This window comes from Micromonospora sp. DT228 (assembly GCF_049841595.1).
Taxonomy (GTDB): Bacteria; Actinomycetota; Actinomycetes; order Mycobacteriales; family Micromonosporaceae; genus Micromonospora.
The window spans coordinates 291,690-316,864 of record NZ_JBNCKO010000001.1; the positions used below are offsets into that span (position 1 = coordinate 291,690).

A 25,175-nucleotide genomic window follows, 5' to 3' on the forward strand; every position below is an offset into this window, starting at 1 on the left:
GGTACGGGGACGGCGCGGCACCCGGACCGGCAGGCGGGTACGGGGACGGCGCGGCACCCGGACCGGCAGGCGGGTACGGGGACGGCGCGGCACCCGGACCGGCAGGCGGGTACGGGGGCGGCATGGGACCGGGACTGGCGGACGGCGGCTGCTGGCCGTACACCTGGCCTGGGCGACCGGGCGCGGCCGGTGGCCCGCCGCCGGCCCGGTAGGTGGTGCCGCCGGGGTTGCCCGGCAGCGTGCCGGTCGGCTCGTCGGACGGCCGGCGATCCTGGCGCGAGCGACGGAACAGCAGCACGATGAGCAGCAACCCGACCGCCACCATGACGATGCCGAAGATCATCACCGGTGATGTGCCACCGGACGAGGCCGCGGCGACCGTCGAGGCCTGCGGCGTGCCGGACACGTCGCCCAGCGCCGCCGGAGTCACCGCGCCGTCGGCTGTCGCGACCTCGGTCGGACTCGGGGTGGGCGACGCCTTCTTCGACGGCGTCGGCGACGGGGTGACCCGCGCACCTGTCACCCGGGCCGTGTCGCTGCCCCGGCCAACCTCCTGACCGGCTGCGCTGACACCCGCGCCGGTCACCACGAGCCGGCCGCCCGGGGCGTCCGCACCGAAGGTGACCCGGTACCGCACGGTGATGCCCTTGCCCTTGCACAGGGTCGGCTTCAACGGCGACGTCTGGGCGGTCCCCACGTTGCCGCCACCGCCGGTCAGGGCCACCGGGAACCACTGCCCACCCGCGTTGACCTCGACCTTCGCCTGGCTCGGCTGGAGACCCTCAAGGCTGAGAACCAGCACGGTACGCAGCAGGACGCAGCCCTCGGTGCGCTTTCGCACCGCCACGTTCACCCCCTGCGGGGAACCGCCGGCGGCGAAGCTGCTGGCCGCACCCACCCGGACCGAGTCGTCGTCGGCGAGCGCGGGCGACGAGCCGAGCATCACCAGGCCGCCCACCAGACCGCAGACCGCCGCAAGCCGTGCCGCGCGTCGACGCACCGTCATGATCACCTCGCCGTTCTCCCCGGGTGGGGTCCGCGGGTCAGGCTACTACCGCCCCATCCACCCCGCCGGTCATAGAGCGGCCCGGATGTGTGCCGCGTTACGGTTTGCGACCCGGCCCGCCGACCTGCTCCTGGTGCGATTCCGGTCGGGGCGCGACGCCATCCCGACCATGATCCACTCGACGTGAACGCAGCGCCGCGCCAGCCATGATCCACTCGACTTCATTGGAATCGGGCCATCCCGCCACCTCGGATGCCCCGACCTCGCCGAACCCGAGTCGATCTCTCACGGCGCGAGCAGGTGGGGCCGGGTCTGGGCAGGTGGCCGGGTCCGAACGTTGAGCCAGGTCCGGACGTTGAGCCAGGTCCGGACGTTGAGCCAGGTCCGGGCAGTCGGGGGCCGGTCCGGGCCGTTGTGGGCCCGGTCCTGGCAGGTGGGGTGTCCCCGGCGGTCAGTGCGGGTGCTCTGCGCGGGCGAGGGCGTCGCGGCAGAGGCGGTCGGCCGTGCGGGTGCTCTCCGGCAGTCGGAACCGCGGGGTCAGCGCGAGCACCTGCGCGGTCGCGTTCTCCAGGCTCATCCGATGGCCGACGCTGACGAAGACCGGCTTCACGCCGTCCCGGGTCCGCAGCACCCGGCCGACGACGTCACCGCCGTCCCGCAACGGCGACCAGGCACCCCGCTCGGTGGCCGGCGGATCCCACGTCCCGATCAGCGGCGTCTTGCCCACCCCGATCGCGGGCAAACCGGTGACCACCCCGAGGTGGCAGGCGAGCCCGAACCGACGCGGGTGCGCCAGCCCGTGCCCGTCGCACACCAGCAGATCCGGGACCGTGTCCAGGCGGTCCAACGCACTGAGCAGCGCCGGCAACTCACGGAAGGCGAACAGCCCCGGCACATAGCCGAACGCCGGCCGCCCCACACTTACCGCCGAGTCCACCACCACCAACGTCCGGGCATCCAGCACCGTCACGGCCGCCGCCAGCAGGTCGCCGTCCTGCGAGTACGCGACGTCCAGGCCGGCCACCGTCTCCGGCGCGCTCGGCCCCGGCCCGACCAGGTCGACCAACGGCCGCAACTCCTCCTGTACGGCCACCGCCTCGGCAACACTGCTCGGCCCCACCGGGTCACCCGCCGAGGCCGTCGTGGCCGACTCCGCATCACCCGCCGCCGTGGCCGACTCCGCGTCACCCGCCGCCGTGACCGCCATCGCGTCACCCACCACCCGCCGCCGCCCTGGCCGCCGCCACCACCGCCACCGCCACCGCCACCGCCACCGCCACCGCCACCACCGTCGTCGTCGTCGCGGCCCATGATCCACTCGACGTCATTGAAGTCGGGCTGTCCCAGGGCGACGGATGCCCCGACGTCACCAAACCCGAGTCGATCACCCTCGTCGGGGACCTTCGGCACCGTCCCATGTGGCGGCACCACCGTCCGGGCCGCCCGTCGCAGGGTCGTCGTCGGTTCGGCCCTTCGCCGCACCGAAAGCGATCGCGAAGGCTATGCCGAGGGCCACTCCAAAGGCCACGCCCCCGGTCGAGCCGAACGAGGGGATGCCGATCGCCAAGCCGATCAGGATGCCAACCGGCCAGGCCCAGAGGTTGGACTTGCCGCTCTGCGGGTCGGAACTCGCCATCCGTCGATGCTATTCGACCCGGTCAGCTTCCACCCACGCTGTCCACTTCGCACGACAGCGGCAACCCACCGTCAGGTAAGGCCCAGCCCGTCGCGGGCCTCTTCAATCCACTTGGCAACCCCACGCGCGCCGCTTTCGGCCGCGAGCCCAGCAGCCTCGTCGAGCAACGCACGGGCAGTTTCCCGCTCACCGTCGTCTGCGGCCAGGACCGCCAGACCAATCAGGTTGGCCGCGACTCCCGGGGTGAAATCGAGGTCCCGGCGCAGCCGGGTCGACTCGGTCAGCAACTCCCGCGCCGCGTCAACGCGACCGGCGGCCCGCTCTCCGAAGCAGAGGTGCCGCAGTACGTACGACAGCGTCAGTTGATCCCCCGCTGTGGTGGCCAGCTCTCGGGCCCGAGCGAAGAAGGGCTCGGCGGTCGCCTGGTCCTGCCTAATCACCTGGTGGACCGTGCCCACCCAGAAGAGCGACTCGCCCTCACCTCGGGCGTCGCCCAACTCCCGGTAGAGCCCGGCCGCCCGCTCGAACAGCGGCAGTTCAGCCGCGTCCTCAAACCCGGTGTCCAGGAAACGGGCATGCAGGAGCTTGCCCCGGGCCAGCGCCACATCAGCGTCCAGCGCGCTGAGATCCCGCTCCGCCTCGTCCAACGACTTCGCGTCACCGCCGAAGACGGCCAGGTTGTAACACTCCTGCGCCCGTACCAACCGAGCGTCCAACCCTTCGGTCATCACTGACTGCCCCTCTTGCCGATCAACGCCGCAGGTCGTAAGGCTCATAACGCACCGTGCACTTCACCATCCTCGCCGCTCTCCAGCCGGATCCGCAGCCCCGGACTGCGCCGGTCGCCCCACATCAACACCGGCAGCGCCGTTGACGAGCATCAGGTGGGAGGCCGCCTCATCCGCAGCCCCGGTGATCCCGTCAGGATGGCTTCCACTCCCGGGCGTACAACCGAATTCGACCGCGTCGAACCTGCCGTCTATCGGCGACGGGCGATCGAAGCGACCTGCACTCCCGCCGCTTCAACCTCCGCCCGGACCACAGTCAGCAGATCCTGCACGTCCGAGTCGTCCGGACGTCCATGGTATTCGGCGCGGTCAGCTTCGTCCCCGGCAACATGACGAACTCCGGGCCGGATTACACGAGGTGACTGCTCTCGTGCGTACCTCCGGGCGTGCGACAGGGTCCGCTAGGCCCCAAATGCGTAGCCAGTCTCAGCGGTCAGTGTTGCTGCCTTCCCTGAAGATCGCACGAATTGAACTTTCGTCAGGCAACTTCTCGCCCCCGGTGACTGCCTCGACCACCGCCTCAACCGCAGCGCGGCTGACGTTCTTATAGCGGTCCACATTACGGTAGTCATCAAGAAAACGCACAACGAGGTCTGGGTCATAGGCCCATGATCGAGCGCGATGATCCCAAAGAACAGCCTGACCGGGTCCCGCATCCATGACAAAGATGCCAACCGGCCTCTCCTGCTCATCAGTCCGGTATATTACGTAGTAACTCAACAATCTCCCGCTCCAACTCTTCTGCAACATTCGGCGCTATCGGGAAGTCCCGAGACCCTAACCCAAGGTCCTGCACAACCTGCGGGAGGCTCGTCCCGCGCCGGGTCAGCCACGCGTGGTACTCGCGCCAAACTTCAACGTTCTGGCTAATCCACTTGGCAAAGGTGGCGTCTTTGGGAGAGAATCGGAGATCCAGCCCGATTGGCAGGGAATCCGGGAGTCCACGTTCGCGGTTCGCGGCGAGCATCCGCAGCAACGCCTCGAATCGCTGTTCGGAGCGGTTCGACGGTCGCCGCACCACCTCATACTCTTCGTGAGTAGCCAACCAGGCCTCTCGCGATGCCGGGGTGTGCAGCTGCAGTTCGACTAGCATTCCATCAGGCAACCGAAGGGTGCAATTCAAGCCGTAAAATCGATTGCCCTCCCGCCAAAAGTTCTTACAAGCTGAGGTCGGCACTGCGAACCCCGCTCCAACAAGGCCAGCAAGAACCAGATCTACGGCTTTGGTGTAGTGCTCAGCAGACGGAATCTCGAAGCAGAATCTTAGGACGTCATTGACGCTCGACACGAACTCCCTTACGTCAACCTGCTCGACGCGCCCCTCGTCGAGGTACTTGCGTGCCAACGATTCAAGCCCTTTTACGCGAAAATCGCGGTCCCGTAGTCGGATCGGATCGCTCAGGCCGAGCGTGTCGGTCACGCCCTGCCCGATCTGAGTCAAAGCATCCTCGACCCAGTCAGCGGCACCCAGGGCACGCTCGCGGAGGTCTGTCAGCGCCGCCAATTCCGGGGTCGTGAGCTGAGCGAGAGCGGAAGCTGGCTGACTGGGTTTGCGTGAATTCTCCCCGCCGTCACCCGCGTTCGCCGAACCTGGGCCGTCCAGCAGGAGATACATCCGGTTGACGTACGGGTCACCGTGGCCGCCGTCGTCGTCTGCCGAAGGGTGGTCGGGCAGGTCGGGCCGCTCGCTGAACCGGCCACGGGGTAGGCCGCCGAGCGGCATCGGCCGGCCGTCACCACTGAGCACCAGCGCGTCGATGCCGACCACGTCGGGGTACAGCGGCCGGTCCCGGACCACCGCGTTCTGCGGGTCCACGTAGAGCACCGTGCCGTTCTGGTTGAGCGCCACCCACGCGTGCGAACCGCCGTGCGGCCACTCGGTGACCAGGAACGCGTAGCTGCCGTGGCCGCCCAGCAACAGTTGGTCGTGCAGGTTGCGGTAGCCCCGGTCGGCGGCCTGCCGGGCCTGCTCGGCGTACGCGCCTTGCCCTGGTGGTGGGGCGAGGAGTTGCTGGAAGCGCCCACCTGTCACGTCCTCCACCCGGCCCGGGCCGCCTGCCTCGCCACGGATCGGGCGCCTGATGTCCCCGTCCAGGTAGCCGTCGAAGGTACGCGGCGCCGACACCCGCGGCCGCCCGTGCACCCAGGTTTCGAACATCGACAATGTGCAGTCCAGGCAGTTGATGCCCCGGGTGGCGTCGGCCGTGGGACCTCCGTCGTTCAGCAGCCGGAACCAGCCGCCCCGGCGGGGGTCGGCGGTCCGTGTGACGGCGCCGTCCGGCTCGCGGGGCATCTGCCGTTCGACGTCGACCTGGTGCAGGGCGAGCGGTGGACGCAATCCTCCTGGTCGCCCGTACGGCCGCGAGTCGTCGATCGGCGGGGGTATGTCGTCGCCGGTGAGGCGGGACGGACCGAAGGTCTCCACCGCCCCGAGCGCAAGCGCGCCGACGTCCCTGTTGGCGTGTTCGAAGGCGGCGGCTTCGATGTCCACTACCGGGGGCGCCGTGGTGCCGGCCAGCACCGCCTCCGCCAGGTCACGCCACTGGGCGTACGCGCGTGTCTCGTCGTTCGCGGCCCGCTGCCAGCCGTCGGCCCACTGTCGGTGACCAGCCTGGTGCAGTTGGCGGGCGTAGGTGGCGTACTCGATGGCCCGGCGATCGTGCTCGGCGGCCCGCGCGCGCAGTCGGGTGGCCTCGGCCTGGCGGCGATTGCGCTCGAACCCGGTCCGCTGCGTTTGGTAGTGGCCCTGGTAGCGCCGCCGCTCGGCGGCTTCCGCCTCGGCGGCCCACTGCGCGGCGTACCAGTCGACGGAGTCAGTTGTGGACGTCATCGGATCGCCGAACGCCACGACGTCGACGGGAACTGATGCCGTGCCCCGGGCCGGATGATCGGGCGCGCGCCGCTCCCGCGCCGGGGCGGGCGATCGACCCACCACGGGGGTGGCGACGGTGACCGGAGGTGTCGGGCCGGCGGTGGTCGGCGGCGTTGGCGTGGCTGTCGACGGCGACCAGGCGACCGGACCGGGGGTGGTGGCGTGCGGTGAGTTGCCGACGTGGCCCGGCGCGACACCGGTGGCCGGTCCGCTGGCCGGCCCGAACGTCGAGGCCACGGGTGCGGCCACTGACGAGAGCCCGGGAGCGACCACCGGTGAGACCCCGGAAGCCGCCACCGGCGCGACGCCGGGCGCAACCGCCGGCAGCCCGGGAGCGACCGGTGAGACCCCGGGAGCCACCGCCGGCAGCCCGGGAGCGACCGCCGAGACCCCGGGAGCCGGCACCGGGGACGGCCGCGGCTCGGTGGCCGCCGGCGGCGTCGGATCGGCCGTGAGCGGGGGTGTGGCGCTGGCCTCCCGCAGGAGCGGCCCGTCCGCCGAGGACGTTGGCTCGGACAGGCGTGGCGAACGGTCGACACCGTCCACATCGGGTTGGACGTTCACGTCGGACGCGGTGGCGGACGGCAGCGCCGTCGCCTGAGCCGCGAAAACGCCCGACGGATCGGCACGCGACGGCAGCAAGGGGTCCGGTGACGACGTGACGGCGAAGGGCGTCACCTGCACCGGAACGCCCGGAGCCGAGGCCATGCCACTCGAACCCGCCGCACTCGCGCCCACCGCGGACGAGCCCGCTCCGGCCACACCCGCCGAAGCCTCGGCCGGGAACGCCTCCGAGGCCGCAGGGAATGCCCCCGAGGCGGATGGCAGCGCCCCCGACGCCGCAGGGAACGTGCCCGAGGCGGACGGATCGCCGGCGACCGGTGCCACGGGAGGCAGGGAAGGGCCGGTGAAGGACGCCCCGGCGAGCGCGTTTGCCTGCGCGTCGAGCCGGGCGCGTAACGCGTGGTCGGTCTGCCCGGTGGCCGAACCGGTGGCCCCGGACGCGGCGGCGCGTGCCACGTCCTCCATGGAGGTCAGGCCCTGACCGGTGGCCAGGCTCGCGGCGCTGTCGGCGAGCACCTCACCGGTCATCTCCCGCCCCAGGTGCTCCCCGACGCGCGCCACCCGCCCGGTCGCGCGCCGGCCCAGACCGGCCAGCGGCGCAGCCGCCCCGCCGGCGAGGCCACCGACCGCCGACGCGCCGAGGTCGGTCAGGTCCAGGCCGTGCGCCCGCCCGGTGGAGTTCTGGTACGCCTGGGTGGCCAGGGTGACCCCGGCCTCCTCGGCGGCTTCCTCCACCCCTTCTCGGGCGGCCCGCCTGGTGAAACCGCGTACGCCACCCCGGGTGACCTCCTTGGCCGCCCGCTCGCCGGCCTCCTTGAGACCGTGTTTGAGGGATTTGCGGGCGAGTTGGCCCATCAGCCGCTTGACGATCTGTTGGACCAGCAGCCGGGTCGCGGTGATGGCCGCGCCGGCCGCGGGGCTTGCCGCACCGGCGGTGAGCACCGCCGCGACCGCCACCGAGAGCAGCTCGACGACGAGGATGCCCAGCTCGATCCAGACCTCCAGCTTGGCGCCCTCGATGTCGCAGCCGCACTCCTCGACAAGCCGGCCCAGATCGGCGGTGACCGCGAGCAGCACGGGCAACGGGGCGTCGGCCCCCTCGGCGATCCCCCGCCAGGCCGCCTCGAAGGCCGCGTCGACCGCCCCGACGCCGCCGTACCCGTCGCGCACCTCGGCGGCGGCGGTGGCGGCATCGGTGTGCGGGCCGGAGAGGACGCCGGCAACCGCGTACCACCTGTCGGCGAGGTCCCAGACGGCCCGTTCGTTGCCCTCCGGCCACTGCACACCGACCACCCAGTCGAGGGCCTCGTAGATCCAGCCCGGCACGTCCCAGGGTGCGTGGTCCAGCGGGTGCGGAATCGGGCTCGGCAGCACACTCATCGCGGTCGCCGGCCGTCAGCGCCTGTCGGCGGCCCGACCGAGCCGGGCGGCGCTGTCCCCGTCGGTCTGCACGCTCGCATCGACGGCGCGGACCACGTCGCCGCCCAACTCGGTGAGCCGGTGCCCGACGCCCGCCCAGGCCCGCAGCACGGTCTGCTCGAACCCGCGGTAGTTGCGCTCGAACGCGGCGCCGATGTCGTCGCGACCCCACGGCCGGGCGTCACTGGCAGCCTCGATCGCACCGCCTTCCGCCGCTCGACGGGCCGTTACCGCCTCACCAGCGAGCGCCAGGTCGGCACCGCCGCGACGGGTCCGGGGCGGATCGAGCCAGAGCTGTCCGTCGGTCATGGCTGACCCGCACCCCTGCCGAGAACGGTGTCGGCCCGGCCGAGCAACGTGGCGTAGTCCCCGGTGCGCAGGAAGTCCGCCGACCCGGAGCCGGCCGGCATGACCTCGGCGACAAGGTCGCGGGTGGCGTCGGCGGCGGCGGTCGCGGCGGCCCGGATCGTTTCGGTGATTTTTCGGCCGAGCGCACCGGCGTCCCGCTCGCGGTAGACGGCCGGCGTCAGCTCGACCTCGATCAACTGGCCCTGGGCGCCCACGGTGGCCGTCACCTGGCCGTCGGCCGACCGCCGGGTCACCCGCAGCTCGGCGAGGCGCGTCTGCAGACTGTCCAAACCGGACCTGAGCTGCTGGTACTGCCCGTACACGTCGTCGAATCGGGCCCGTAGCTCGCGGTTGGCGTGCCGGTCCACGTGTTCGCTCACCGCCGCTCCTCCCGTCACCGTCGGTAGAGCAGCACCATACCGGCTGCCATCGATCCGTGTAGTCCGGTAGTTTCAGTGCGTGATCGACCGTCAACAGGCCGAGCAGCTCGCCGCCACCTGGGCCCGCCGCGACTCGCAGCGCCTCGGCCACGAGTGCACCGCGATGGTCGACGAGTTCGACCTCGGCTTCGTCATCACGTCCGTCGTCCCCATCGAGGTACGCACGGTCCCCGGGGACCTGCCGACGACTGTCATCGACAAGCAGACCGGCAGGGTCACCACCTGGCCGCGGGTGCCGAGCGAGATGGTGGCGGATCTGTACCGCCGCAGTCAGCCGGCCGGGCCGATCGCCCCCCGCACCGTCGACCCGTCGAGTCTGTTGGTCCGGGAGATCCATCGGATCGCCACCCCGAACACCACCGCGCACCTGACCCTCGAAGGGCGGATCTGGACGGCCCAGGGCACCAGGGCGGACGTCCCGCTGAACCATCATCCGCTGGTCCGCACCTACCTCGACCAGTTACCTCCGGGCGACCTGGTCCGCGGGGGCGAGGCCCACGCCGAGCTGATCGTGGTCTCCGACGTGCTGCACGAGTACGACCACCGCCGGGCTGCCGAGGGCATCGCGCCGATGGGTCGGGCCGAGGCTGCGGCGCTGCTGGCGGATGCCCGGTTCGAGATCTTCCGGGTCCGGGAGCCGGGTGACCCGGCCGGCGGCCCCGCCGACCTGCCCTGCGACTCGTGCATCACGTTCCTGGTGCGCGCCAACGTCCTGCCGGAGTCCGCTCGGGCGTACACCGAGACCTGGCGCGCCCCGGCCGAGTCCGACCCTGATCCGGGCCGTTTTCCGGCGGAGGTCGCCAACGCGCTGGTGGCGGCCGGTTGGCGACCGCACATCGGGGACCAGATCATGGCTGCCGCCGCCGTCCGGGACGTCACCGCGGTACGGGGGGCGACCCACCAGCACGCGGTCTTCCCCGCCGCCGTCGAGGCGCTCACCGCGTTTCCCAGCCTGGTCGGTGCCCGACGCGGTCGGGGCGAGCAGGTGTGGATCTCCCGGTTCGACATCCGCCCGCACACCATCGCGCACACCGCCGACACCCTCGCGGACTTCGGGGCGGTGCTCGGCGTACGACTCTTCCCGATCGGCACCGAACAACAGGACAGCATCCTGGCGGTGGACGAGCGCGGCCGGGTCTTCGCCCTCGATCAGGCCGGCGAGTGGTTCCTCGGCGACACCATCGACGCGGCACTGACCACCCTGCTGCTCGGCCGCGCCCCCGCCCGGGTCCGCGACGACGGCACCTGGCAGTCCGACTGAGGCGGGTGCGTCAGCGCAGCACCTCGACCGTGTTACGGCGGACGAGGTTCTTGCCGGGCTCCCGGATCTGGTCCATCGCGGCGGAGTTGAGCAGCACACAACTGCCCGACGGGCCGGTCACCGTCACCGTGGTCGCCCGGTTGTTGTCCAGATTTGTCACCCGCAGCCGCGTACCCACCGGGAACTGGCCGCTGGTCGCCGCCGGCACGCCACCCTCGGCGAAGAAGGTGATCGACCCGGAGCAGGCCGACCGGGAAGCCGTACCCGGCGCTCCGGGGGACGCCGCACCGGGGCGGATCGTGCCGGCTGTCGGCTGCCCGGCCGAGGGCGGGCCACCGTCCAACCGCTCCACCACGTTGCGGCGGATCACGTTCTTGCCCGGTTCCCGGACCAACTCCATGGCTGCCGCGTTGAGCAGCACACAACTGCCCGACGGGCCGGTCACCGTCACGGTGACCGCCCGGTTGTTGTCCAGGTTGGTGACCCGCAGCCGGGTGCCCACCGGGAAACGGTCGCTTGTCGCCGCCGGCGCACCGCCCTCCGCCGAGAAGGTGACCGAGCCGGAGCAGACGGTCGACCGCGCCGGGGCGGTGTCGGCGAAGCCGAGATTGGTCCCCACCGCCACACCCGCCGCGGCGAGCACCGCCACGGTCGCTGCCAGCACGTGCCTGCGCTGCACCCTCATCGCCGTCATTCCCGTCCTCGGTGGTGTCCTTCCTCCCCTGGTACGGACGGGAGCGCCCTACCGTTCAGCCGGAACGGGCACCGATCGTGCGGCGGCCAGGTCCACCGGCCCGTACCGGGTGCACGGCGCCCCGGTGATCAGCGCCCAGTAGCGGTCGCCGTACGACCAGTGCCACCACTCGGTCGGGTAGTTCACCATCCCGGCGCCGCCGAGGGCGTCCACCAGGATCTGCCGGTGCCGCCGGGCCGTGGCGGAGATCGTGGGCGCGTCGGTGAAACAGGCGTCGTCGCTGTCCTCCGGGGTCGCGTCGATGGCCGTGCCCAGGTCGAGTTCCACACCGTCGTCGGTGCACAGCGTCAGGTCCACCGCCCCGCCGGTGCTGTGCGGGGCCACCTCGACCGGCGAGACGAACTTGGTGGTCTCCCGGTGCAGCCGCTGCGGGGACCAGTCCGGGTGTCGTCGGCGCAGCTCGTCCCGGTAGCCGGTGAAGATGGCCAACTGCGCCCGGTACGGCCGGTAACCCTCGACCACGAGCAGGCGCATCCCGGCCGGCAGGGCACGCTGCGCGGCCAGCAGGCGGTCCACCACCGCGGCGCGCAGTCGGGCGTACGCCCCGGCGGGGTCGGCCGCGCGGCCGTCGAGCCGCAGGTCCGGCAGCTCACGCAGGTCCAGCAGGGGGTCACCGTCGTCGGCGCTGCGCACCGCCGCCACCCGGGGGTCGGACAACAGGATCATCGGACGCTCCCCCCGGTGATCGCGGCCCGTTCCGCATGCCGCGTACGGCCCAACTCGACGAGCCGGTCGACCACCTCCCGGTACCCGACCCCGACGGCCGCCCACACCTTCGGATACATCGAGTGGGCGGTGAATCCGGGCATGGTGTTCAGTTCGTTGACGTACAGCTCACCGCTCCCCTCGTCGTAGAAGAAGTCCACCCGGGCCAGACCCCAGCCACCGATCGCGGCGAACGCGCGCAGCGACAGTTCGCGGACCCGGGCGGTCACCTCGTCCGGCAGCACGGCGGGGACGATCATCGGGTCGGCGTCGCCGAAGTACTTCTGCTGGTAGTCGAACCAGCCACCGGCGACCCGCACCTCGCCCACCGCCGACGCCTCGGGACGCCAGCCACCGAGCACCGCGCACTCCAACTCCCGGCCGGTGACCCCCTGCTCGACCATGACGAGCTGGTCGTGGCGAAGCGCCTCGTCCACGGCTGCGGCCAGGTCGTCGCCCGCACCGACCCGGGTGATGCCGATCGACGAGCCCATGTTCGCCGGTTTCACGTAGAGCGGCCGGCGCAACCCGACGACAAGCTTCTCCGGGTCGTCGGCCGCCCGGTAGGTGTGCGCGTCGAACGCCACGTACGGGGTGACCGGGATGCCCTCAGCACGCAGCGCCCGCTTCATCGCCACCTTGTTCATGCCCACCGCGGAGGCGAGGATGCCGCAGCCGACGTACGGCACGTTCAGTGACTCCAACAGGCCCTGCACCACACCGTCCTCACCGAACGGGCCGTGCAGCACCGGGAAGACCACGTCCAGCTCGGCGTGCACCGCGCCGGGTGCGTTACCCGCGCACACCTGCACGACGCCCGGACGCGGACCGGCCCGCAACTCGACGGCCGGGCCGGTCACCAGCAGGCGGTCGTCGATGGCCCGCTCGCCGGCCGGCCGGTCCCGCAACTCCGCCAGCAGCGCGTCGGGCATCAGCCGAAAACCGCCGCTGCGGGTGACGCCGATGGCGAGCGTGCGGTAACCGCCGCCGCCCAGCGCCCGCGCCACCCCGAGCGCGGACGCGCAGGACACCTCGTGCTCCGCCGACGGTCCACCGAACAGGATTCCGATCCGCGTCGGCGCGCTCACGCCGCCACCGCTTCCACTGTCGGCAGCTCGGCGGGCGGCGGGGCCAGCAACCGGGCCACCAGCGCCGGCTCCACGTTCCCGCCGGTCAGCACCACCCCGACCGTCCGCTGCCGACCAGCTCCGGGGGCGAGGCGAAGCGCACCGGCCAGGCCGGCCGCCCCGGACGGCTCGGCGAGCACCCTCAGCTCCGTCAGGATCAGCCGGAACGCCGCCCCGATCTCGCCGTCGTCGACCCGGACGACCCCGCGCAGCGCGTTCCGCACGATCGCGAACGGCAGCTCACCCACGCAGGACGGCCGCAGCCCGTCCGCGATCGTGGGCACCGGCGCGACCGGGACGCGCGCACCGGCTGCCAGGCTGCGGGCGAGCGAGTCACAGCCGACCGGTTCCACGCCGTACACCTCGATGCCCCTGCCGTCGGCGGCCAGGCAGGCGCCCGCGACCCCGCCACCACCACCCACCGGTACGACAAGCGTGTCCAACGGTGTGCCGGCGCGCTCGGCCTCCTCGATCAGTTCGAGGCTGGCGGTGCCCTGGCCGGCGATCACGTCCGGATGGTCGTACGCGTCGACGACCGGGTGACCGCTCTCGTCGTGGAGCCCGTTGGCCACCGCCACCCGTTCCTCGACGCCGGTGCCGGCGAACACCACGCGCGCCCCCGCCGCGCGGGCCCGGTCGACCTTGGTCGGCGCCGCGTCGACGGGCAGCACGACAGTCGCCGCGATCCCGTGCTGCCGGGCTGCCAACGCCACCGCCACCGCGTGGTTGCCGGTGCTCTGCGCGATCACCCCGGTGTGGCCGGCCGAGGCGAGCCGGCTCACCGCCCGCAGCGCTCCGCGCATCTTGTACGAGCCGCCGTCCTGGAGGTTCTCCGCCTTCAACAGGACGCGCGCCCCGGCCAGTCCGTCGATCACCGGGGATCGGAGCACGGGTGTCCGGACCACGCGGCCGGTGAGCCAGCGGGCGGCCTCCTCCACGTCGGCCCGGACCTGGGCAACGGTGCGTGACATCGGTTTCTCCTTTCGGGCACACCACGGGTCGGAGCCGCAGGTACGCGGACCCGGGAAAGGGTGGTGAAGCGTTAGGTCACAGTGGGTAGTTGGACGTCGACCCGGAGGCCCCCGTGTTCGGCGGGCCGGGCCGCGATGATCCCGTCGTGCGCCTGGGTGATCGAGCGGGCGATGGCCAGTCCCAGACCGGCGCCTCCGCCCTGCGAGGTGCGGTCCCGGGCGAGCCGGCGGAACGGCTCGAAGAGACCGGCCACCGCCTCGGCCGGTACGGGCTGACCGGTGTTGACCACGGACAACGCGGGCACCCCGCTCACCGCGACGGTCAGCGAGCCGCCCCGCCGGTTGTACTTGATCCCGTTCTCCACCAGGTTGCTGACCAGGCGCTCCAGCAGCACCCGCTCGCCGACGACGACCCGGGGCGCGAGATAGGTGTCGATGGTGACCTCGGCCTCCCGGGCGCGGTCCTGGTACCCGGCGAGCACCGCCTCGACTATCGCGTCGAGGCGCTGCGGTATCCGCGAGCGCAGGCCCTGGTCACTCTCGCTGAGCGCGAGCAGGCCCTCGATCAGCCGTTCGTTGCGCTCGTTGGTCTCCAACAGTTGGGCGGTCAACAGCTCCAACTGCTCGGCGGAGAGCGCCCGAGCCATGCCGACCTCGATGAGCGTCCGCTGCACCGCCAGCGGGGTACGCAGCTCGTGCGAGGCGTTGGCGGCGAACCGCCGCTGCCCCTCGTACCCGGCGGAGATGCGTTCCATCATCTCGTCGATCGCCCGGGACAGCCGGGCCAACTCGTCGCGCCCCCGAGGGCGGATCCGGTGGCCGAGGTTCTGCGGCCCGACGTGCCCGATCGGCCCGGCCAGGTCACGCACCGGGCGCAGGCACCACACCGCGCCGAACCAGAGCGCCACCAGGACCGCCACGGTGACGAGCAGGACGGCCACCAGGGGCAGCACGAACGCCCCCGGCCGCACCTCGGCACACACCGTGCCGAGCCCGGGCAGGGGCACGTCGCAGAACTGCTGCCCCCAGTCCCAGGTCACCCCGGTCAGCGACTTGCCCATCGTCGGCAGCACCGGCCCGGCCAGCAGTGCCAGCAGGCCCACGAGCAGCACCCGACGTCGCGGCGTCCAGGTCACGCCGTACCGCCGATCCGATAGCCGACCTTGGGAACCGTGTGAATGATCGTCGGATCGCCGAGCTTCTTCCGGAGAGTCATCACGGTGACCCGTACCGCGTTGGTGAACGGGTCGGCGAACTCGTCCCAGGCCTGCTCCAACAACTCCTCGGCGCTGACCACCTGCCCTTCGGCCCGCAACAGCACGTGCAGCACTGCGAACTCCTTCGGGCTCAGGGTGAGCGGCCGGCCGTCCCGGGTAGCCACGTGCCGGCCCACGTCCAGCGTCAGGCCGTCCTGGCTGAGCACCGGCGGCAGCGCCGGGGTGGACCGTCGACCGAGGGCCTGCACCCGGGCCACCAACTCGGCGAAGGAGAACGGCTTGGTCAGGTAGTCGTCCGCACCGAGCCCGAGACCCTCCACCCGGTCGCGGATACCGGCCGCCGCGGTGAGCAGCAGCACCCGGGTGCCGACCTGTGATTCGGCGATGCTGCGGCACACCTCGTCGCCGGTGTGCCCGGGCATGTCCCGGTCCAGCACCGCGACGTCGTAGCGGTGCACCCCGATCCGCTCCAGCGCGCCGTCGCCGTCGTAGCAGACGTCGACGGCCATCGACAGGCGGCGCAGCCCTTCGGCCACCATGTCCGCCAACAACCGCTCGTCGTCCGCCACCAGCACCCGCACGTTTTCCGCTCCCCCGAGTTCGGCCTGCCCCGGCATACCGTCGCAGGCCCGGGTTAAGGGTTCTGTAAGCACCCGCCGCAGCCATCCTCCACGCGAACGTCCGGCGGTCAAACCACCGCAAGCCAGACCCCGCCGGCTTCCTCCCCATCCGCGCCGCCCGAGCCGTTCGTCCCCAACAACCACGCCGCCAACAACCCAAGTGACCCAAGCCACACCTCCCTGCGCCCCGCCCGCAATCCGGTCCGCCGATCTTGCACTTTGTGTTGCCCAGATGTCTTATTTATGGCCATTGTCGGCACAGAAAGTGCAAGATCGCTCAGGAGGGCGGGGAGGGGCGGGGCGGGCGGGGAGGGGCGGGCGGGGAGGGGCGGCGGGGAGGGGCGGGAGGGTTACGACAGGGCTGCGCGGATGGTGGCGCTGATGTATTGGGGGCGGCGGTAGAGGTCACGGTCGGTGAAGTAGCGCATCCGCCAGCCCGCTGCATCCAGCCAGTTGACCCGCTCCCGGTCGTACCGGAGTCGATCACGGTCCAGATGCGACAGTCCGTCGTACTCGATGCCGACCCGACGCTCGCGATAGGCCAGATCCAACCGGTAGCGACGGCCGCCGTGTCGATCGGTCACCCATAGCTGCGGCTCGGGAGGCGGCAGCCCCGCATCGAGCAAAATCAGTCGCAGTTGGCTCTCCTGCCGGCACTCCGCCCGGCCGTCGGCGAGCGATACGAGGTTCCGAGCCTGTTGGACACCACGCAGCGCAGCGTGAACCGAGACCTCCGCCAGCAGATCTCCCTGGCTGACCACACCGGAGCGGAGCGCGGCATCGAGTACCGGCAGGGCGTCGAGCCGCCGAACGGCGCGCGCCAGGTCGACCGCGCAACGGGCCGCCGGCACGCACGGCATCCCTTTGACGAGGGCTGGCCGGGTGGATAGGACCGTCCGGTGTACGACGACCCCGGGCAGACGGGGCTTCGACACCCCTGCGGGCAACTGGATGTGGATCAGGCCATCCCGGAGCACACCGAAGCCGTGCCGGCGTGCGGCACTCTGCCTGGCCAGCATGGCCCCTTCGGGCAGGCGGAGCAGCAGGGCACGCAGTTCGTCATCGTCGCCGCAGGGTCGGTCGGCGTAAACCCCCCGACGCACTCGCAACAGTTCCTCACGATCGAGCTGGCTACGGATCCGCCCCATCGTGAGCTTCTGCATGAGCCCGTCAGTACGCCACAACTGAGTTGCCACACATTCAGGCTGACTGACGCCCGCCCCCAGGTAAGCCCACCACCGCCCGCCTGTGGAAAACAATTGCCCCTGTGGATAAACCCCACCCCGCCCGCCCCCGTGCTACCCCACCCCGCCCGCCCTCTCGATCTTGCACTTTCTGTTGACGAAATGCCCGATAGAAGAAGTATGGGAGCACAGAAAGTGCAAGATCGCGCGAAGAGGTGGGTGGGTGGGTGGGTGGGTGGGTGGGTGGGTGGGTGGGTGGGTCAGGTTGTGGGACGGCGAGCCCGCAGCGCACCTAGCCCGGTCAGTATCAGCGCGATTGCGAACATCGCGGTGCCGATGACGTTCACCTGCGGTGGGATGCCCCGCTGGGCAGCGCCCCAGACGTACATCGGGAACGTGACAGTGGTGCCGGCGTTGAAGTTCGTGACGATGAAGTCGTCGAAGCTGAGCGAGAAGGCCAGCAGCGCGGCGGCCACGATGCCGGGCAGCACCAACGGCAGGGTGATCCTCCGGAAGGTCTGCCACTCGTTGGCGTAGAGATCCATGGCGGCCTCCTCCAGCCGCCGGTCCATCCCGGCCAGCCGCGCCTTCACGGTGACCACCACGAACGACACGCAGAACGTCACGTGCGCGATCACGATGCTCCAGAAGCCCTGCGGCACCCCGGCGGACACGAAGAGCGCCAACAGCGACGTGCCCATGACCAGCTCAGGGGTGGCCATCGACAGGAAGATCAGCGCGTTGACTCCGGACCGGCCGCGAAGGCGGTGCCGGACCAACGCGAACGCCAGCAGGGTGCCGAGCACGGTGGCGACCACTGTGGCGAGGAACCCGATCTGTACGCTGCGCAGCACGGCGTCACACATGTCCGACGTGGCGCACGGCCGCCGCCAGTTGTCCAGGGTGAAGTCGTTGAAGTCGTACGACAGCCGGCTCGACGGCCGGTTGAAGGACAGACCGGCCACCACCAGGATCGGCAGCGCCAGGTAGCCGAGCACCAGCAGCGCCACGATCAGCACCCAGCGGTCCGCCAACCAGCGCGACAGCCTCATCAGAGCCGCCCTTCGTTCGCGACCGCGGGGCTCCGCCGCGCCGTACTCCGCGCGCTCACCACACCTGCTCCGTGCCGGCCCGGCGCAGATGGGCGAAGACCACCGCGAGGATCGCCGCCATCAGCAGGAACGACAGCGCGGCGCCCTGCGGGTAGTCCAACCGAACCAGGAACGCCGAGTCGACGACGTTGCCGATCATGTACTCGTTGGGGGTGCCGAGCAGCTCGGCGTTGACGTAGTCGCCGCTGGCCGGGATGAAGAACAGCAGCGTGCCGGCGACCAGGCCGGGCCGGGACAGCGGCAGGGTCACCCGGCGGAACGCCTGCGCTCCGCTCGCGTACAGGTCGCCGGCCGCCTCCAGCAACCGGTGGTCGAGCCGCTCCAGGCTTGCGTACAGCGGCAGCACCAGGAACGGCAGGAAGTTGTACGTCAGGCCGAGCACCACCGCGAACGGCGTGGCCAGCAGCCGACCCTGCGGTGCGAGCAGGTGCACGTCGCGCAGCAGACCGACAAGCGCGCCGTTGTCCGACAGGATGGTCTTCCAGGCCAGCGTCCGGACCAGGAAGCTGGTGAACATCGGCGCGACCACGCACACCAGCAGCAGGTTCTTCCACCGCCCGGCCTTCTGCGCGATCGCGTACGCCAGCGGGTAGCCCAGCAGCAGCGCCAACACCAGGGCCAGCCCGGCGTAGCCGAACGAGCGCAGCAACTGCGGCCAGTACGCCTGCACCACGTCCGGGTAGTTACCGAACGCCCAGGCCATCGCGTACCCGGTGGAGAGCGAGCCGTCGGGGTCGTACAGGCTGGCCGCCGCGAGCTGCGCCAGCGGCACACCGAAGAAGACGAACAACCAGGCCACCCCGGGCAACACCAGGAGGTACGGCAGGAGCCGACGCCACCCGGACCGGGCTGCCGGCAACGCCTGCCCCGCTCGTGTCGGCGACGAGAGGGTCACGACGACGCGCCGACCGGCTCGTCGCACACCGGCGACGTCCGGTCGGCGCCCTCCGGGGCGCGGGGCAGCAGGAACGCGTGCCGCGGATCCCAGTACGCCACGGCCTCGCCGCCGACCGCCACCGGCGTCGACGTCCCGCTGTTGGCCGCGAAGACCGACAGTTCGACGCCCCAGCCGGTACGCAGCAGGTACTGCGTGCTGACCCCCAGGTAGGACGCGTCGGTGACCACACCGGTGACGTGCTGATGCCCAGCGGGCACCTGGTCGGCGGAGCCGACCAGAATCAGCTTCTCCGGGCGTACCCCCAGGTGGACCGGACCGTGGTCGGACCGGGCCCGGCCGGCGGGCACCGAGAAGCGGCTGCCGTGCGCCGTCACCGCGACGTCGCCGCCGCTGGCACCGGTGGCGTCGCCGGCGAGCAGGTTGGACTGGCCGAGGAAGTTCGCCACGAACGCGGTGGCGGGAAGCTCGTAGAGGTCGGCCGGCGTGCCCTGTTGCTCGATCCGTCCGTCGTGCATCACCGCGACGGTGTCGGCCATGGTCAGGGCCTCCTCCTGGTCGTGGGTGACGTGCACGAAGGTGATGCCGACCTCGGTCTGGATCCGCTTCAGCTCGATCTGCATCTGCCGGCGCAGCTTCAGGTCCAGGGCACCCAGCGGCTCGTCGAGCAGGAGGACCCGCGGCCGGTTGACGAGCGCGCGGGCCAGCGCGACCCGTTGCTGCTGGCCGCCGGAGAGCTGGGCTGGCTGGCGGCTGCCGTAGCCGTCGAGCTGCACCAGCGACAGCATCCGCTGGACCTCGCCGTCGACCGAGCGGATGCCGCGTCGACGCAGCCCGAAGGCGACGTTCTCGAAGACGGTGAGGTGCGGGAAGAGCGCGTAGCTCTGGAAGACGGTGTTGATGGGCCGCTTGTACGGTCGCAGTCGGGTGATGTCGCGATCGCCGAGCAGCACCTGGCCGCCTTTCGGCTCCTCCAGGCCGGCGATCATCCGGAGCGTGGTGGTCTTGCCGCAGCCGGACGGGCCGAGCAGCGCAAAGAACGAGCCCGAGCCGATGGTCAGGGTGAGGTCGTCGACCGCGGTGGAGGCGCCGAACCGCTTGGTGAGGCCGACCAGGCGCAGGTCGTCGGCGGGTGTCTCGCGTGCCATCCCCGTCACGCCCCGATGACCTGCTGGAACTTGCCCTCGTACTCCTGTTCCTGCTTCTCGTCCAGAGCCATGAACATCGTGGACTTCGACAGCAGAGCCTCGTCCGGGAAGATCAGGGGGTTGGCCGCCAGCTCGGGGTCGATCTTCTCCATCTCGGCCTGAGCGCCCCTGACCGGGCAGATGTAGTTGACGAACGCGGCGAGCCTCGCGGCGACGGCCGGCTCGTAGTAGTAGTTGATGAGCTGCTCGGCGTTCGCCTTGTGGGTGGCCCGGTTGGGGACCATCATGTTGTCGCTGTAGAGCATCACGCCGGAGTCGGGCGCGACGAACCGCACCCGCTCGTCCGCGCCGGAGAGTTGGATGACGTCCCCGGACCAGCCGATGCAGGCGGCGATGTCGCCCTTGGCGAGGTCGGGTGCGTAGTCGTTGCCGGTGAACCTGCGGATCTGCCCCGAGTCGACGGCCCTCTTCAACCTGCCGAGCGCGTCGTCGAACTGGGCGGTGGTGAAGTTCGACGGGTCGTGCCCGGCCGCGCCGAGCAGCAGGCCCATGGTGTCGCGCATCTCGCTGAGCGCGGTCACCCGGCCCTTGAGGTCGGGGCGGGTCAGCAGTTCGTCGACCGTACGCAGTTCCTTGGTGACCCTGCCGTTGTAGGCCAGGCCGGCGAGGCCGGACTGCCACGGGATGGAGAGCTGGTTGTCGGTGTCGAAGGAGCGGTTGAGCAACGGTGGGAGCAGGTTGGCCCGCACGTTCGGGATCTTCGCCGGGTCGAGTTTCTGGATCCAGCCGAGCCGGCTCATCCGGGCTGCCATCCAGTCGCTCAGCACGATGATGTCCCGGTCGGTGCTCTGGCAGGCCGCGAGCTGGTGCCGCACCTTGCCGAAGAACTCGTTGTTGTCGTTGATGTCCTCGGTGTAAGTGACCTGGATGCCGGTCTTCCGGACGAACTCGTCCAGGCTGGGTCGCTTGGACTCGTCCTCCTCATCCACGTCCAGGTACTGCGGCCAGTTGGAGAACGTGAGCTTCTTCTCGGTGCCGGAGAGATCCTCGCTGACGCAGCCGGCCTCGGTCTGTTGGGCGCCCTTGGTGCCGCAACCGGCAAGGCCGCCGCCGGTGGCGAGCAGAGCGGCCGAACCGAGGGCGCCGGTGAGCAGTCCACGCCGGGAGATTGGCCGGAGGGGGACACGCATCAGTTTTCCTCAGGGTCGGTGCCGGGGACGACTGACACGATGACAAACCGGCGGCACCGGCGAAGCATCGGGGCCGACGCGTCACTGCCCGTAGAGGTACCAACCACGCTCAGCCTGATCCGCTCGCTGCCCCCCAGCTTGATCCACTCCACGTCCCGGAAGTCGGGGCGTCCACGCACCCGAACAACGCGCCTCCCCCAAACCCAGGGGGATCACCAGCCCGCACCGACGGGACCGCGCGTTGATCATGAGGTTATTGCCACGACACGCCGAGCGGGATGGCTATAACTCCATGGTCAACACGGAGTGGCCGGGGGTGGGGGTGGGTTAGTGGTTGGGGGGGATTACGCGGAGGTGGCCTCGGCGGCCCGTTTGGTGGGGGTTCTCGTGGTGCTTTGGGTCGGGCTCCGGGGGGCGGGGGGCCGGGCGGGCGGCTTCGCGGACCGCCTCGGCGAGCGCGACCAGGTCGTCGGTGGTGGGTGGCGGCGGCTCGAACTCACCCTCGTGCCGGACCACGTCCCAGCCACGCGGTGCGGTCAGGCTGCGGGCGTGCGGCTCACACAGGTCGTACGTGTGCGGCTCGGCGAACGCGGCCAGCGGCCCCACCACCGCTGTCGACTCGTTGTAGACATAGGTCAATGTGGCGACCGCTTGCCGGGGGCAGCCGTTACGGGAGCAGCGCCGTGGTGACCTCACGTGCGGCAGGGTATCTCCATTACCGGGTCCAGCGCATCGCTTCGCGTTGCGACACGCCCGTCACGGTGATCACAGTTGGCCGCCCTGGGCGCGCCGCGCCACGGGAGCGGCGGTGCCGCTGGCCAGCCCGCCACGGGCGCTACCCTTTGCCTCATGACGAGCCCGGAACACCGCCGCCCCGGCCCCGGCCGGCGTGTGCACCGTGACCGGCACGGTCGCGGCCTGCGCGGGCGGTTGGTGCCGGCCACCGTGCCGCTGGCGCGGACCAAGGCCGAGGTCTTCGACGACCTGGTCCTGGACACCGTGGAGACGCTGGAACGTCGGTTCGCCAAGGAGCTGGCCGGGGTCGAGTTCGCGGTCGAGGACGTCCCGCCGGACCTGAACGTCTACGACTCCGATGTGCTGGAGGACGGCGAGGTCCCGCTGGCCCGACTGCTGCCGGGCCGTCCGGGTCGACAGGAGGTGCCGCCGCGGATCGTGCTGTACCGGCGACCCCTGGAGTTCCGGGCGATGGACCGTGAGGACCTCGCCGACCTCGTGCATGACGTGATCATCGAACAGGTGGCGAACCTACTCGGGGTCGACCCCGACGAACTGGCCTGAACCAGGCCCCGCCCGGGTAGGCCGGGCGGCCCCCACCGCCCCAACCTCGCACCGCTCACGCGGCCCACCGCCCCAACCTCGCACCGCTCACGCGGCCCGCCGCCCCAACCTCGTACCGCTCAGGCGGCCCGCCGCTTCAACTTGCGCCGCTCCCGCTCGGAGAGCCCACCCCAGATGCCGAACCGCTCGTCGTGACCGAGAGCGTATTCGAGGCATTCGGTCTTGACCTCGCACCGCGAGCAGATCCGCTTCGCCTCGCGGGTTGAGCCGCCCTTCTCGGGGAAGAACGCTTCGGGGTCGGTCTGCGAGCACAATGCCCGCTCCTGCCACTCCGGCGCGTTTCCGAGCAGGTCGGCCACCTCAAGCTGGCCGTCCATCAAATGCCTCCTTGTCGCGCACCGGCGTCATCGCCGCTGCAACCCCCCACGCGAAAGGCGTGCTTGTCCGTCCGGTCCCGTTTTGTTGCGTTCCGTGCGAACAACCCCATTCAAATTACACGCGTGTAATGCGTGCGCCGTCAAGCCAAACTTGATAATGGAGTCGCCCTCCCGACACCCCCGGACGGCCACTGGGGCCGTCCAGCCCCGCAACCTGCCCTATCGATTCAGACCCCGGCCGAGTAACGCCCTCTCCGGCGAGTTGCCCGACTTTTCTGCCGTGGCGCTCCCCCGACGAGTCGCCGGCGGGACAGCGTCAGACACCCACACCCCCAAAGCTGATCTTGGTGGGGGACAGGTTAACGCGGCGCGGCGCAGACCGCCCGTCAAGCCGGGGGCAGCACATGCGCCCCGCCCACAATGTGGACGGGGCGCTGCGCGAAAACGGTGTTCGAAGGTCAGCCGGCGACCCCGAAACCGCTGGTGGGCCACACGAATTCGGCTATCCCTCCACCATGGACAGAAACCGTGCCTACTGGCGTGGTGCCGTCCCACCAGACGGTATAAATCCCGCCGGGCAGATCCGGGTAGACCGCGCTGTGGAACGAGCCGTCCTGCACCCGGCGCTCCCGTACGGCGGAGTGGACCCGCCGATCGTCGTCCCCGCTGATCTCGATTTCCCGACCGTGTAGATCCCGGCCCGTGTAGACGATCAGGGCCCCGGTGTCGCCACCCAGATCGAGAACGACGCTTCCCGTCTCGGACGGCCCGTACGCGTGTTCGTGCATCCGCTGCTCCCCGCCGAAGGTCAGGACCCCGCCGGCGGGTTGTTGAACCCGTCGTACGGCGTACCCAGGTAGGGGAAGTTTCCGAGGAACGGCGCGGTCACGTCGGCGGCGCTCAGGCCGGGAGTGACAGCGGCGGCCGCCGCATCGGGGCGGAACGTCTTGTCCACGAGCGGCACGGTCACCCCGGCGATCGCCCGCAGCGCGATGCTCACCACGTCGTCGCCGACGCGCCGCCCGTTCGGGAATCCGGCCAGGTCACCACCGAGCACCCCGAACCGGTCCGGCTTGGCCGTCGGTGGGATCGCGGTGTTCAGCCGCAGCATGTCGGCCTGCACGTCGCCGGTGGCGTTAGTGAAACCGTCGATCAGACCGGCCGGTACGCCGGTGAGCAGGATCGCCACCAGGTCCGCGCGGGCCTTCTTCGCCTTGGTGAGCCGGTCCAGGTTCGGGAAGACGTCCGGGTAGAGCGCCGGCAGCAGAGCGGCCAGCTCGGGTTGCTCGACGAATCGCGCGAACCGCTTGTCCTCCGACGGTGGCAGCGAGTTCCACAGGTCCTTCTTGGACATCGGCACGATGACCTCGTTGAACAGCGGATTACCCAGCCGGGAGACCTGGGTGAACGGCCCGGTCGAGGTGTCCGCGTCACCCCGGTCGCCGAGCACCCGCACCTGCCGGCGCGACGCCGACGTCCACACCCCGATCACCGACGCCTGGTCACCGGCGCCGTAGCGGTTGGCGCGGCGGCGTACCTGCTTCAACGGCACCTGCACGGCGATGCTGTGCACGTTCATCCGGTCGGTGGCGTTCACCGGCTCACCCTCGGCCTTGAAGATCTTCTTGCCGGCGACGTGCAGCTGCTGGAACGGCCGCAACGTGCCGAGGTCGAAGATCGCCCCGAGGTCGACGAAGAAGCCGTCCGCGCGCTGCCCGGCGAAGACCCGCTCCCCGGTGGAGAGCGAGTAGGTCGCCTGCCGCACCAGGTCCGCGTACTTCGGGGTGGACAGCGGGCCGACATTGCACGGCGGGCAGGGCAGCTTGTGCGCCAACCGGTGCTCCCGGCCGTCGGACACCCGGGTCAGGCTGTAGAACTGCCGTCGGTTCCAGTTCTTGCTGTCCAGCGACTCGATCGTGCCGGTGTTGTAGAGAAAGCTGTTCGGATTGGTGATCTCGGTGGTGAATTCGAACCGGTAGGTGACATCCGGACGACCGTCGCCGTCGTTGTCGATATGGATCTCGTAGCGCACGTCGTCACCGAACTCGAAGAAGTTCGGGCCCCCGGAGGGCAGCTGCAACGGAACGTAGTTGGCGACCAACGTCACCGTGTCGGGCTTGTCGGGGCTGACGAACGCGTACAGGTCGGAGCTGTCGGCGACCGGATCCTTGGCTATCTCCGGGGCCTCGCGGTGGGAAGACATGGCGGACCAACCTCACTGGGCGGGGACAGGATGGCAGTG

25 protein-coding genes are annotated in these 25,175 nt (G+C 70.8%); 2 read left to right on the top strand and 23 right to left on the bottom strand.

Annotation, left to right across the window (positions count from 1 at the left end; genetic code table 11):
* The 8 genes from ACLQ29_RS01270 to ACLQ29_RS01305 form a co-directional block, all read right to left on the bottom strand.
* Positions 1–1,006: hypothetical protein (locus ACLQ29_RS01270; protein ID WP_425769824.1), on the bottom strand; the 1,006-nt coding region annotated here is incomplete at its 3' end.
* Positions 1,007–1,457: 451 nt separating this feature from the next.
* A complete protein-coding gene (gene nfi, locus ACLQ29_RS01275) occupies positions 1,458–2,213 on the bottom strand; it encodes a deoxyribonuclease V (protein ID WP_425769825.1) in 756 nt (251 codons plus the stop codon).
* A 177-nt stretch (positions 2,214–2,390) separates the two neighbouring features.
* The gene (locus ACLQ29_RS01280; protein WP_425769826.1) at positions 2,391–2,642 is read right to left on the bottom strand and encodes a hypothetical protein; all 252 of its coding nucleotides are present in this window, start codon (positions 2,640–2,642) and stop codon (positions 2,391–2,393) included.
* A gap of 71 nt (positions 2,643–2,713) precedes the next feature.
* Positions 2,714–3,370 carry a tetratricopeptide repeat protein gene (locus ACLQ29_RS01285; RefSeq protein ID WP_425769827.1) on the bottom strand — a complete coding sequence of 219 codons (657 nt, stop codon included), beginning with the start codon at positions 3,368–3,370 and terminating at the stop codon, positions 2,714–2,716.
* A gap of 486 nt (positions 3,371–3,856) precedes the next feature.
* Positions 3,857–4,090, bottom strand: a complete 234-nt coding sequence (locus ACLQ29_RS01290; RefSeq protein ID WP_425769828.1) for a hypothetical protein — start codon at positions 4,088–4,090, stop codon at positions 3,857–3,859.
* 31 nt (positions 4,091–4,121) lie between these two features.
* Complete coding sequence (locus ACLQ29_RS01295) at positions 4,122–8,246, bottom strand: toxin glutamine deamidase domain-containing protein (protein ID WP_425769829.1); 4,125 nt, start codon at positions 8,244–8,246, stop codon at positions 4,122–4,124.
* A 15-nt stretch (positions 8,247–8,261) separates the two neighbouring features.
* Positions 8,262–8,594, bottom strand: coding sequence for a hypothetical protein (locus tag ACLQ29_RS01300; RefSeq protein ID WP_425769830.1), 333 nt, complete (start codon positions 8,592–8,594; stop codon positions 8,262–8,264).
* A complete protein-coding gene (locus ACLQ29_RS01305) occupies positions 8,591–9,013 on the bottom strand; it encodes a YbaB/EbfC family nucleoid-associated protein (RefSeq protein ID WP_425769831.1) in 423 nt (140 codons plus the stop codon). The genes ACLQ29_RS01300 and ACLQ29_RS01305 overlap by 4 nt, the downstream gene beginning before the upstream one ends.
* Before the next feature lie 79 nt (positions 9,014–9,092).
* Here ACLQ29_RS01305 and ACLQ29_RS01310 point away from each other — a divergent pair, with 79 nt between their 5' ends.
* Complete coding sequence (locus ACLQ29_RS01310; RefSeq protein WP_425769832.1) at positions 9,093–10,334, top strand: SUKH-3 domain-containing protein; 1,242 nt, start codon at positions 9,093–9,095, stop codon at positions 10,332–10,334.
* A gap of 10 nt (positions 10,335–10,344) precedes the next feature.
* Here ACLQ29_RS01310 and ACLQ29_RS01315 read toward each other — a convergent pair whose 3' ends face one another.
* The 12 genes from ACLQ29_RS01315 to ACLQ29_RS01370 form a co-directional block, all read right to left on the bottom strand.
* Positions 10,345–11,028 (bottom strand): hypothetical protein, encoded by a 684-nt coding sequence (locus ACLQ29_RS01315; protein ID WP_425769833.1) that lies wholly within the window; start codon positions 11,026–11,028, stop codon positions 10,345–10,347.
* A gap of 48 nt (positions 11,029–11,076) precedes the next feature.
* Positions 11,077–11,754: a M15 family metallopeptidase gene (locus ACLQ29_RS01320; RefSeq protein WP_425769834.1), complete on the bottom strand. Its 678-nt coding sequence runs from the start codon at positions 11,752–11,754 to the stop codon at positions 11,077–11,079.
* Entirely contained in the window at positions 11,751–12,881 is a 1,131-nt protein-coding gene (locus tag ACLQ29_RS01325) for a D-alanine--D-alanine ligase family protein (protein WP_425769835.1), read from the bottom strand. Before ACLQ29_RS01325 ends, ACLQ29_RS01320 begins: the two co-directional genes overlap by 4 nt.
* The gene (locus ACLQ29_RS01330) at positions 12,878–13,891 is read right to left on the bottom strand and encodes a threonine ammonia-lyase (RefSeq protein WP_425769837.1); all 1,014 of its coding nucleotides are present in this window, start codon (positions 13,889–13,891) and stop codon (positions 12,878–12,880) included. The genes ACLQ29_RS01325 and ACLQ29_RS01330 overlap by 4 nt, the downstream gene beginning before the upstream one ends.
* A gap of 71 nt (positions 13,892–13,962) precedes the next feature.
* Positions 13,963–15,027, bottom strand: coding sequence for a sensor histidine kinase (locus ACLQ29_RS01335; RefSeq protein WP_425769838.1), 1,065 nt, complete (start codon positions 15,025–15,027; stop codon positions 13,963–13,965).
* On the bottom strand, positions 15,024–15,689 hold the full coding sequence (locus tag ACLQ29_RS01340) for a response regulator transcription factor (RefSeq protein ID WP_425769839.1): 666 nt from the start codon (positions 15,687–15,689) through the stop codon (positions 15,024–15,026). The genes ACLQ29_RS01335 and ACLQ29_RS01340 overlap by 4 nt, the downstream gene beginning before the upstream one ends.
* 389 nt (positions 15,690–16,078) lie before the next feature.
* On the bottom strand, positions 16,079–16,891 hold the full coding sequence (locus tag ACLQ29_RS01345) for an endonuclease domain-containing protein (protein WP_425769840.1): 813 nt from the start codon (positions 16,889–16,891) through the stop codon (positions 16,079–16,081).
* A gap of 281 nt (positions 16,892–17,172) precedes the next feature.
* Positions 17,173–17,964: an ABC transporter permease gene (locus tag ACLQ29_RS01350; RefSeq protein ID WP_425769841.1), complete on the bottom strand. Its 792-nt coding sequence runs from the start codon at positions 17,962–17,964 to the stop codon at positions 17,173–17,175.
* Positions 17,965–18,019: 55 nt separating this feature from the next.
* Entirely contained in the window at positions 18,020–18,919 is a 900-nt protein-coding gene (locus tag ACLQ29_RS01355) for an ABC transporter permease (protein ID WP_425769842.1), read from the bottom strand.
* Complete coding sequence (locus tag ACLQ29_RS01360; protein ID WP_425769843.1) at positions 18,916–20,067, bottom strand: ABC transporter ATP-binding protein; 1,152 nt, start codon at positions 20,065–20,067, stop codon at positions 18,916–18,918. Before ACLQ29_RS01360 ends, ACLQ29_RS01355 begins: the two co-directional genes overlap by 4 nt.
* 5 nt (positions 20,068–20,072) lie before the next feature.
* Positions 20,073–21,257 carry an extracellular solute-binding protein gene (locus tag ACLQ29_RS01365; protein WP_425769844.1) on the bottom strand — a complete coding sequence of 395 codons (1,185 nt, stop codon included), beginning with the start codon at positions 21,255–21,257 and terminating at the stop codon, positions 20,073–20,075.
* A 327-nt stretch (positions 21,258–21,584) separates the two neighbouring features.
* Complete coding sequence (locus ACLQ29_RS01370; RefSeq protein ID WP_393366633.1) at positions 21,585–21,953, bottom strand: DUF3499 domain-containing protein; 369 nt, start codon at positions 21,951–21,953, stop codon at positions 21,585–21,587.
* 153 nt (positions 21,954–22,106) lie between these two features.
* Between ACLQ29_RS01370 and ACLQ29_RS01375 the strand changes: the two genes are divergently transcribed.
* Positions 22,107–22,556: a metallopeptidase family protein gene (locus ACLQ29_RS01375; RefSeq protein ID WP_110562108.1), complete on the top strand. Its 450-nt coding sequence runs from the start codon at positions 22,107–22,109 to the stop codon at positions 22,554–22,556.
* Between the two features lie 119 nt (positions 22,557–22,675).
* Here ACLQ29_RS01375 and ACLQ29_RS01380 read toward each other — a convergent pair whose 3' ends face one another.
* From ACLQ29_RS01380 to ACLQ29_RS01390, 3 genes are all read right to left on the bottom strand, one after another.
* Complete coding sequence (locus ACLQ29_RS01380) at positions 22,676–22,933, bottom strand: WhiB family transcriptional regulator (protein WP_007455784.1); 258 nt, start codon at positions 22,931–22,933, stop codon at positions 22,676–22,678.
* 458 nt (positions 22,934–23,391) lie between these two features.
* Positions 23,392–23,721, bottom strand: coding sequence for a phospholipase (locus ACLQ29_RS01385; RefSeq protein WP_425769845.1), 330 nt, complete (start codon positions 23,719–23,721; stop codon positions 23,392–23,394).
* Positions 23,722–23,741: 20 nt separating this feature from the next.
* Complete coding sequence (locus ACLQ29_RS01390) at positions 23,742–25,136, bottom strand: DUF4331 domain-containing protein (RefSeq protein WP_425769846.1); 1,395 nt, start codon at positions 25,134–25,136, stop codon at positions 23,742–23,744.
* Between the last annotated feature and the right edge of the window lie 39 nt (positions 25,137–25,175).

What these genes read in the sequence shown, in the direction of transcription:
- ACLQ29_RS01290 (WP_425769828.1), bottom strand. Translation starts at nt 4,090, where the DNA reads ATGGATGCGGGACCCGGTCAGGCTGTTCTTTGGGATCATCGCGCTCGA.
- ACLQ29_RS01380 (WP_007455784.1), bottom strand. Translation starts at nt 22,933, where the DNA reads ATGGACGGCCAGCTTGAGGTGGCCGACCTGCTCGGAAACGCGCCGGAG.
- ACLQ29_RS01330 (WP_425769837.1), bottom strand. Translation starts at nt 13,891, where the DNA reads ATGTCACGCACCGTTGCCCAGGTCCGGGCCGACGTGGAGGAGGCCGCC.
- ACLQ29_RS01315 (WP_425769833.1), bottom strand. Translation starts at nt 11,028, where the DNA reads ATGACGGCGATGAGGGTGCAGCGCAGGCACGTGCTGGCAGCGACCGTG.
- ACLQ29_RS01360 (WP_425769843.1), bottom strand. Translation starts at nt 20,067, where the DNA reads ATGGCACGCGAGACACCCGCCGACGACCTGCGCCTGGTCGGCCTCACC.
- ACLQ29_RS01365 (WP_425769844.1), bottom strand. Translation starts at nt 21,257, where the DNA reads ATGCGTGTCCCCCTCCGGCCAATCTCCCGGCGTGGACTGCTCACCGGC.
- ACLQ29_RS01280 (WP_425769826.1), bottom strand. Translation starts at nt 2,642, where the DNA reads ATGGCGAGTTCCGACCCGCAGAGCGGCAAGTCCAACCTCTGGGCCTGG.
- ACLQ29_RS01285 (WP_425769827.1), bottom strand. Translation starts at nt 3,370, where the DNA reads ATGACCGAAGGGTTGGACGCTCGGTTGGTACGGGCGCAGGAGTGTTAC.
- ACLQ29_RS01295 (WP_425769829.1), bottom strand. Translation starts at nt 8,246, where the DNA reads ATGAGTGTGCTGCCGAGCCCGATTCCGCACCCGCTGGACCACGCACCC.
- nfi (WP_425769825.1), bottom strand. Translation starts at nt 2,213, where the DNA reads ATGGCGGTCACGGCGGCGGGTGACGCGGAGTCGGCCACGGCGGCGGGT.
- ACLQ29_RS01320 (WP_425769834.1), bottom strand. Translation starts at nt 11,754, where the DNA reads ATGATCCTGTTGTCCGACCCCCGGGTGGCGGCGGTGCGCAGCGCCGAC.
- ACLQ29_RS01300 (WP_425769830.1), bottom strand. Translation starts at nt 8,594, where the DNA reads ATGACCGACGGACAGCTCTGGCTCGATCCGCCCCGGACCCGTCGCGGC.
- ACLQ29_RS01385 (WP_425769845.1), bottom strand. Translation starts at nt 23,721, where the DNA reads ATGCACGAACACGCGTACGGGCCGTCCGAGACGGGAAGCGTCGTTCTC.
- ACLQ29_RS01390 (WP_425769846.1), bottom strand. Translation starts at nt 25,136, where the DNA reads ATGTCTTCCCACCGCGAGGCCCCGGAGATAGCCAAGGATCCGGTCGCC.
- ACLQ29_RS01345 (WP_425769840.1), bottom strand. Translation starts at nt 16,891, where the DNA reads ATGCAGAAGCTCACGATGGGGCGGATCCGTAGCCAGCTCGATCGTGAG.
- ACLQ29_RS01350 (WP_425769841.1), bottom strand. Translation starts at nt 17,964, where the DNA reads ATGAGGCTGTCGCGCTGGTTGGCGGACCGCTGGGTGCTGATCGTGGCG.
- ACLQ29_RS01375 (WP_110562108.1), top strand. Translation starts at nt 22,107, where the DNA reads ATGACGAGCCCGGAACACCGCCGCCCCGGCCCCGGCCGGCGTGTGCAC.